Source organism: Micromonospora sp. DT68 (assembly GCF_049847245.1).
In the GTDB taxonomy this organism is placed as follows: Bacteria; Actinomycetota; Actinomycetes; order Mycobacteriales; family Micromonosporaceae; genus Micromonospora; species Micromonospora profundi.
Genome location: NZ_JBNCNZ010000002.1, coordinates 448,850 through 456,511 on the forward strand (window position 1 = coordinate 448,850; position 7,662 = coordinate 456,511).

5 protein-coding genes are annotated in these 7,662 nt (G+C 69.7%); 4 read left to right on the top strand and 1 reads right to left on the bottom strand.

Features of this window, described 5'->3' with window-relative positions:
* The first annotated feature begins 424 nt into the window (after window positions 1–424).
* Together ACPXB1_RS05290 and ACPXB1_RS05295 are read left to right on the top strand one after the other, a co-directional pair.
* Window positions 425–955: a M48 metallopeptidase family protein gene (locus ACPXB1_RS05290; RefSeq protein ID WP_355590948.1), complete on the top strand. Its 531-nt coding sequence runs from the start codon at window positions 425–427 to the stop codon at window positions 953–955.
* Window positions 956–1,146: 191 nt separating this feature from the next.
* Window positions 1,147–1,755 (top strand): hypothetical protein, encoded by a 609-nt coding sequence (locus ACPXB1_RS05295; protein WP_425734860.1) that lies wholly within the window; start codon window positions 1,147–1,149, stop codon window positions 1,753–1,755.
* Window positions 1,756–1,938: 183 nt separating this feature from the next.
* Here the strand turns inward: ACPXB1_RS05295 and ACPXB1_RS05300 are convergent, their stop codons facing one another.
* Window positions 1,939–3,168 (bottom strand): zinc-dependent metalloprotease, encoded by a 1,230-nt coding sequence (locus ACPXB1_RS05300; RefSeq protein WP_425734899.1) that lies wholly within the window; start codon window positions 3,166–3,168, stop codon window positions 1,939–1,941.
* A 184-nt stretch (window positions 3,169–3,352) separates the two neighbouring features.
* On the opposite strand from ACPXB1_RS05300, the gene ACPXB1_RS05305 reads away from it, so the two are divergent.
* Together ACPXB1_RS05305 and ACPXB1_RS05310 are read left to right on the top strand one after the other, a co-directional pair.
* Window positions 3,353–4,366, top strand: coding sequence for a YlbL family protein (locus ACPXB1_RS05305; RefSeq protein ID WP_355590954.1), 1,014 nt, complete (start codon window positions 3,353–3,355; stop codon window positions 4,364–4,366).
* Window positions 4,367–4,463: 97 nt separating this feature from the next.
* Window positions 4,464–7,472: a UPF0182 family protein gene (locus ACPXB1_RS05310; protein ID WP_355590957.1), complete on the top strand. Its 3,009-nt coding sequence runs from the start codon at window positions 4,464–4,466 to the stop codon at window positions 7,470–7,472.
* The last annotated feature ends 190 nt before the right edge of the window (window positions 7,473–7,662 follow it).

Here is a 7,662-nt window from a genome sequence, read left to right on the forward strand (position 1 = left end):
GCGGCCGGCGCTGGGTCTCATTCCGCAGCCACCCTCGTGACCGCTGGTCCGCGGACCCTACCCAGGTCTGGGCGGTTCCATGTCAGCTGTGCATCGACCTGTGAGCAAGTCGACGTCGAGAGTGTGCATGGCGAATTAGGTCGGATAAGTGAGTTTGGCGGGGACACGCCGACGAACCGTCACAGACACCCGTGCGAGTACCCCGAAGGTGATCATCTAGGGTGGTGCGGACGTACGGCTGCCAGCGGCGTTCACCATGGGTGACGAGGCGCACTAGTGGCGGCCCGGCCAAGAAATTTTCGGGACGCCAAGCGGCCAATCGCCACTTTCTGGGCGCGTGTCGGGTGGTTGACCCTTGCGGACCCCTGGTCAGTACGCATTAGCTTTCCCTCGTGACACGTAGCCGAGGCTGCGCGGGCCAGTGATGGCGGGGACGCGTAAGCCGGTCGTCGAGGTGCGGCGCAGCCAGCGCCGGCGACGCACGGTGTCCGCGTACCGGGACGGTGAGCGGGTCGTCGTCCTCATCCCGGACCAGTTCTCCCGGGCCGAGGAGAGCGAGTGGGTCGACCGGATGCTTGCCCGGCTCGCGGCACGCGAAGGTCGACTGGCCCGCTCCGACGCCGAGCTGGTGGCCCGGGCCACCCGCCTGATCGGCCTCTACCTCACCGGGTACGGCGACAAGGCGGTGCCCCTCAGCGTCCGGTGGGTCACCAACCAGAACGGCCGCTGGGGCTCCTGCACACCCGCCGATCGCAGCATCCGGATCTCCCACCGCGTGCAGGACATGCCCGAATGGGTGATCGACTACGTGCTGCTGCACGAGCTTGCCCACCTCATCGTGCCCAGCCACAACGCCCGCTTCTGGGCGCTCGTCGGCCGCTACCCCAAGGCCGAACGAGCCCGCGGCTACCTCGAAGGCGTAGCCGCCGCCTCCTGCGCCCCGGTCCCCACCTGACCGGTCGACCCTCGCGCCGTCGTACGGTGAGCTGCGATCGTCTCGATCCACTCGGCTTCCTTGAAACCGGGGTATCCCCGGGTGGCGGACACCCCGATTTCAAGGAAGGCGAGTCGATCAGCCCCGCAGACCTCGGATCAGGCGCGCCGGGGTGAGGCGACGGGGCTGGGGCGGAGGGATATGGTCTGGGCATGGCGCGGCGGGTTGTGGTGGCGTTGCTCGGTCCGGTCCACTGGTCGCCGCCCGGCATCGACCGGCAAGACTGGCGGGCGGCGCTCGCCGAGGACGTCATCGACCTGATCGCCACCCTCAACGAGGTGGACGTCGCAGTCGCGGTCACCCCCGCCGACCGGGCCTTGGCTGACGCGCTGGTCTGGCCCGGCACCACGGTCTACGAGGTGGCCGAGCCGACGCCGAACGCGGTGTTCGCCGCCTTGGGCGGCTACGACCAGGCGGCCGTGCTCGCCAGCGACGTGCCCGACCTGCCGGCGTTGACGGTCGGCAAGTTGCTGCGCCCGCTCACCACCCGGTCGGTCGCGGTGGCTCCGGTCGAGGGCGGCGGCCCGGGTCTGCTCGGGGTCGCCGCGCGGCTGCCGGCACCGGGCTGGCTGCGCCCGCTGGACCTGGACACAGCGACCCCGACAGACGCCCGGGCCGGCGCACCCCGACCGGGGGAGGTCGCCGTCACCGCCGGCTGGCGACGACTGCGCGGCCCGGCCGACCTGGCCACGTTGGACCCGGCCTTCGAAGGCTGGGAAGCCACCCGCGCCCTGCTCTCGGGCGCCGGCCGGCCAACCTGACGACCCACGCGCCTTGCTTCCGGATGTCGGCGGGCGCGCCTGACGAGCCCGTTCGGCGGTCGGCCGGATCAATCGGTTACATCCGGTCGGCAATGTCCGAGACCTTCACGGTGACCTGTCGACAAATGAGCCGGGCGCCCGCCGTTGAGCGGCGCGGGCGCCCGGACATCTGGGCTCTGACTGTCAGCGCTTGGTGTCGTCGCCGTCGTCGGTGTCGTTGCCGTCATCGAGCTGGCCCGGGGCCTGCTCCTTCGCGCCACCGGGTGCGGTGAAGTCGAAGTTGTCCAGCTCGCTCAGGTCCATGTCGTTCATCGCGAAGGCCACCGGGTCGGCGAAGTCGTCGTCGGACGGGAGCAGGTCCGGGTGGCCCCAGACGGCGTCCCGGCCCTCGATGCCGCGGTGCTCGGTGAGCGCGGCCCAGAGGGCTGCCGCCTCGCGCAGTCGGCGGGGGCGCAGTTCCAGACCGACGAGCGCGGCGAAGGTCTGCTCGGCGGGACCGCCCGCGGCGCGGCGGCGCCGGAACGCCTCGCCCAGCCGGACGACGTTGGGCAGCCGGTCGCTGGCGGCGCTGTCGACCACGTGGCACACCCAGCCCTCGACCAGGGCAAGCGCGGTCTCCAACCGGGCCAGCGAGGCCTTCTGCGCCGGGCTGTCCTCCGGGGTGAAAATGCCCTCCAGGGCGATCGCCTGCATCGACTCCGGGTCGGTCGGGTCGACCCGGCCCATCGCCTCCTCGATCGCCTCCCGGTTGACCCGGATGCCCGAGGCGTACATCTCGACGGCGGTGAGCACGTGCCCACGCAGCCACGGGACGTGCTGGAACAGCCGCTGGTGGGCGGCTTCGCGCAGCGCCACGTAGAGGCGTACCTCGTCTTCGGGCAGCTCCAGGCCCTCGCCGTACGCGCGGATGTTGGCCGGGATCAGCGCGGCCGTGCCCGCCGGGCCGAGCGGCAGCCCGATGTCGCCGGCGGAGAGCACCTCCGCGGCGAGCGAGCCGAGGGCCTGCCCCAACTGGCCGCCGAAGAGCGCGCCACCGAGGGTCGCGACCATCGACTGCATGGGGCCGAGCTGGGCGCGCGCCTCCGGTGGCACCAGGTCGCCCATCGCGCCGACCATCCGGCTGGCCACCGGGTCGCAGAGCTTGCGCCACACGTCGAGCGTCTTGAAGATCCACTCATTGCGGTTCCAGGCCACCGGGGTCTGGATGCCCGTCGGCCACGACGACGCCGGCTCCAACCACAGGTCGGCCAGGCGCAACGCCTCCTCGACAGCGTTGCGCTCGTACGGCGACACTGCCGGGTCACCGGCGGCGGCGAGTTGGCTGGCTGCTACCTGCCGAGCCAGGTCCCAGTTGACCGGCCCGCTGCCCGGCGCGGAGAGCAGGTGCTGCAACTGCGACATGAACTGCTGCATCTGCGCGGGATCGTTGGGGTCTGGTGGTTGCCCACCCGGGAGCGCGAAACCGAACGGAATATCAGGCACGACGTCTACGGTACGCGGGCCGAGCCCCAGGTAGCCGCCGCTGGCGTTGCGCTGAGGGCGAAGTCGCGTGGCGCATCGGTCAGGCCGGCCCCGGGCGATCGGTACGCTCTGGCGCATGAGACGTCGTGGCCTGACGGTCCTGCTCGGTGCCCTGTTCACCGCTCTGTTGAGCATCGGGGTGCTGCGGGTGCCGATCCCGTACGTGGTGCTCGGCCCCGGCCCGACGGTCAACACCCTCGGTACGGCCGACGGTAAGGAGGTCATCCAGATCACCGGGCGGGAGACCTCGACGTCGGCCGGGCAGCTGCGGCTGACGACGGTGGGGGTGCAGCCAACGGTGCGGCTGCGATCGGCGATCGCCGGCTGGTTCTCCGACGACGAGGCGGTGGTGCCGCGCGAGCTGGTGTATCCGCCGGGGGAGTCGACGGAGCAGGTCGAGCAGCGCAACGCCGAGGACTTCAAGGTGTCGCAGACAAGCGCCGAGACCGCCGCGCTGCGCGAGCTGGGTTTCTCGGTGCAGGTGGTGGTCAAGACGGTGGCCGCGGACGGCCCGTCCGCCGGTCTGCTGAAGGTCGGCGACATCGTCACGTCCGTCGACGGTCAGCCGGTGCCGGTGGCCGCGAAGCTCACCGAGATGGTCCGGGCCAAGCCGGCCGGTACGGCCCTGACGATCGGCTACACCCGTGACGGCGTACCGGCCACCGCGAAGGTGACAAGCCGTGAGCAGGACGGTCGGCCGAGGATCGGTGTCGAGATCGACCAGCAGCAACCGCACCCGTTCACGCTCAGCATCGACCTGGGAGACATCGGCGGTCCGAGTGCCGGCCTGATGTTCGCCCTGGGCATCGTGGACAAGCTGACGCCGGCGGACCTGACCGGCGGCAAGGTCATCGCCGGCACCGGCACCATCGACGACGAGGGCACCGTCGGCCCGATCGGCGGGATCGCCCAGAAGCTTGTCGGCGCGAAGCGTGCCGGGGCCAAGGCGTTCCTCGTTCCGGCGGACAACTGCGCCGAGGCGGTCCGCAATCCGCAGCCCGATCTGCCGCTTCTGAGGGTGGGTTCCCTCACCGAGGCGATGACCGCGCTGGAGACGCTGCGTGCCGGAGGCCAGCCGACCCGCTGCTGACGCTCGTGACCGTGTCCCGACACGTTCAGGAACACCCCGTACTCTGGGTGCCTGGTCGGAGCCGATCACATCGAGCGTGCGGAGCCAAACAGTGGTAATGCGTAGCAGCAGCCCCCTACCGAAGATGAGTAGGCGCGGACGCGTCACCATCGCCGTCCTGGTGGGGGTGTTCGTGCTCTTCACCCTGCTGGGCTGGGGCGTCCAGGCCTGGACGGACTGGCTCTGGTTCGAGGAGGTGCGCTACACCGAGGTCTTCACGGGTGTGTTGTTCACCCGGCTGCTGCTCTTCCTCGCCATCGGTCTCGGTATGGCCGCCATCGTCGGCGGCAACCTGTGGCTGGCCCACCGGCTGCGCCCGCGGCTGCGTCCGCACTCGGTCGAGCAGGCCGCCCTGGAACGCTACCGCATGGTGCTCAGTCCGCGCCTCGGCACCTGGATCGCGCTGGCCGCCGTGGTGGTCGGCCTCTTCGCCGGCCTGTCGGCGCAGAGCCGGTGGAACCAGTGGCTGCTCTTCCGCAACGGTGGCGACTTCGGGATCAAGGACCCGGAGTTCGGGGTGGACATCGGCTTCTACGTCTTCCAACTGCCGTTCTGGCGTTATCTGCTCGGCGTCGGCTTCACCGCTGTGGTGTTGGCTCTGATCGGCGCGTTGGCGGTGCACTACCTCTTCGGCGGGGTCCGCCTCCAGGGTGTCGGGGACCGGATGACGAACGCCGCCCGCGCTCACCTGAGCAGCCTGGTGGCGGCCTTCGTGCTGCTCAAGGCCGTCGCGTACGTGCTGGACCGGCGGGCGATGCTGCTGGAGTACAACGAGGGCGCGAAGCTGTACGGCGCCGGCTACGCCGATGTCAACGCGCTGCTGCCGGCGAAGGAGATCCTGGCGTACATCTCGATCGTGGTGGCCATCGCGATCATCGTGTTCTCCAACGCCTGGATGCGGAACCTGGTGTGGCCGGGCATCTCGCTCGCCCTGCTCGGTGTCTCCGCCGTGGCGATCGGCGGCATCTACCCCTGGGCGGTGCAGACCTTCGAGGTCAAGCCGAGCGCCAAGGACAAGGAAGCGCCGTACATCCAGCGCAGCATCGACGCGACCCGGGCGGCGTTCGGGTTGGCGGCTACCGAGACCACGCCGTACGCGGCGAACAACCTCACCCCACCGGCGAACCTGGCCACCGACACCTCCGTCGTGTCGAACGTGCGGCTGCTCGACCCGCAGTTGGTCAGTGAGACGTACACCCAGTTGCAGCAGGTGCGTGGCTTCTACGACTTCGGCCCCAAGCTGGACATCGACCGCTACGGGGTGAACGGGAAGGTCTCGGACTACGTGGTCGGCGTCCGGGAGATCAACTACGGCGAGCTGACCGACCAGCAGAACACCTGGATCAACAGGCACACCGTCTACACCCACGGGTTCGGACTGGTGGCGGCCCCGGCCAACCAGGTGGTCTGCGGTGGGCAGCCGTTCTTCGTCTCGGGCTTCCTGGGCGAGCGCACCCAGGAGGCGTGCTCCTCGCAGACCGAGCAGATCCCGGCCAAGCAGCCGCGCATCTACTACGGCGAGCGGATGGCTGCCGGCGACTACGCGATCGTCGGTCAGTCCGACCCGAACAAGAAGGCCGAGTTCGACCGGCCGGTCGGTGAGGGCGGCGGCGAGTCCTACACGTACACCGGTGAGGGTGGCGTCAAGATCGGTTCCTTCCCCCGGCGGCTGTTGTACGCCATCAAGGAGCAGGAGACGAACTTCCTGCTCTCCGAGGCGGTCAACGAGGACTCCAAGCTGCTCTACGTGCGTAACCCGCGGGACCGGGTGGAGAAGGTCGCGCCGTTCCTCACCCTGGACGGCGACCCGTACCCGGCGGTGGTGGACGGTCGGGTGCAGTGGATCGTCGACGGCTACACCACGGCGGCCACCTACCCGTACGCAGAGCGCGTCAACCTGCAGACGGAGACCACCGACGAGCTGACCAACCGGGGCACCTTCCAGCTGGCCCGGGAGAACGTCAACTACATGCGCAACTCGGTGAAGGCCACCGTCGACGCGTACGACGGCACAGTGAAGCTCTACGAGTACGACGACACCGACCCGGTGCTCAAGGCGTGGAACAAGGCGTTCGGCGGTGACCTGGTGTTGCCGAAGGCGGACATCCCGGTCGAGTTGAGCGAGCACCTGCGCTACCCGGCGGACATGTTCAAGGTGCAGCGCAACCTGCTCACCAAGTTCCACGTGACGAACCCGGGCGACTTCTACTCCGCGCAGGACTTCTGGCAGGTGCCGAACGTGCCGGACGCTCCGGACAGCGGCCAGAAGCAGCCGCCGTACTACCTGTTCACCCAGTTCCCCGGGCAGGAGAGCCCGCGGTTCCAGCTCACCTCCGCGGTCACTCCGAACGGCAGGCAGAACCTCGCGGCACTGATCTCGGGGTCGTACGTCGACGGCAAGCCCCGGCTGGAGGTCCTGGAGTTGCCGGACCAGACCCGGATCTCCGGTCCGGTGCAGGTCCACCAGCAGATGACGAACAACGCAAACATCCGTCAGCAGCTCAACCTGCTCTCCAGCAACCAGGCGCAGGTCCAGTACGGCAACCTGCTCTCGCTGCCCTTCGCCGACGGCATGCTCTACGTCGAGCCGGTCTACGTGAAGAGCAACCAGCAGGACGCGTACCCGCTGTTGCAGAAGGTGCTGCTCTCCTACGGTGACGGCGGCTCCTTCGTGGCGCTGGCCGACAACATCAACGACGGCATCAAGCAGTTGGTCGAGCAGGGCAAGCGGGCTGGGCAGGCGACACCGCCGCCGACCACCGGAGGCAACCCGACGACGCCGACGACGCCCACGCCGACGACGCCGCCTCCGAGCGGTGGTGAAGCGCCGCCGCTGACCGGTGATCTGGCAACCGCCGCGGAGCGGGTGCAGACCGCCATCACCGAGGTCCGGGCCGCGCAGACGTCCGGCGACTTCGAGCGGTACGGTCGCGCGCTCAAGGCGCTGGACGAGGCGCTCACCGCCTTCCAGCAGGCACAGCAGGCCGCCAACCCGGCCGGTACGCCGGCGCCGAGCGGCGGCGCGGCGCCGCCGTCACCGACCGGCAGCCCGGGTACGGGCGGCTGACCGCAGCCACCCGGAAAGCACCTCACGGAGCCCTCGCCATCCTCCTGATGGCGGGGGCTCCGCCGTGTCGGTACGGGGTGCGCAGGACGTCGATGGCTGACAAAGCCGCAGGTCAGAGGGGTCGAGGGCGGCGGTATCGGAGTCGCTTTGCGGTGCCCCGGGTCGGTGCGCTACGGTTAGTGAACCGACG

Coding starts and splice junctions, on each gene's coding strand:
- ACPXB1_RS05290 (WP_355590948.1), top strand. CDS start 425: ATGGCGGGGACGCGTAAGCCGGTCGTCGAGGTGCGGCGCAGCCAGCGC.
- ACPXB1_RS05295 (WP_425734860.1), top strand. CDS start 1,147: ATGGCGCGGCGGGTTGTGGTGGCGTTGCTCGGTCCGGTCCACTGGTCG.
- ACPXB1_RS05300 (WP_425734899.1), bottom strand. CDS start 3,168: ATGCAGCAGTTCATGTCGCAGTTGCAGCACCTGCTCTCCGCGCCGGGC.
- ACPXB1_RS05305 (WP_355590954.1), top strand. CDS start 3,353: ATGAGACGTCGTGGCCTGACGGTCCTGCTCGGTGCCCTGTTCACCGCT.
- ACPXB1_RS05310 (WP_355590957.1), top strand. CDS start 4,464: ATGCGTAGCAGCAGCCCCCTACCGAAGATGAGTAGGCGCGGACGCGTC.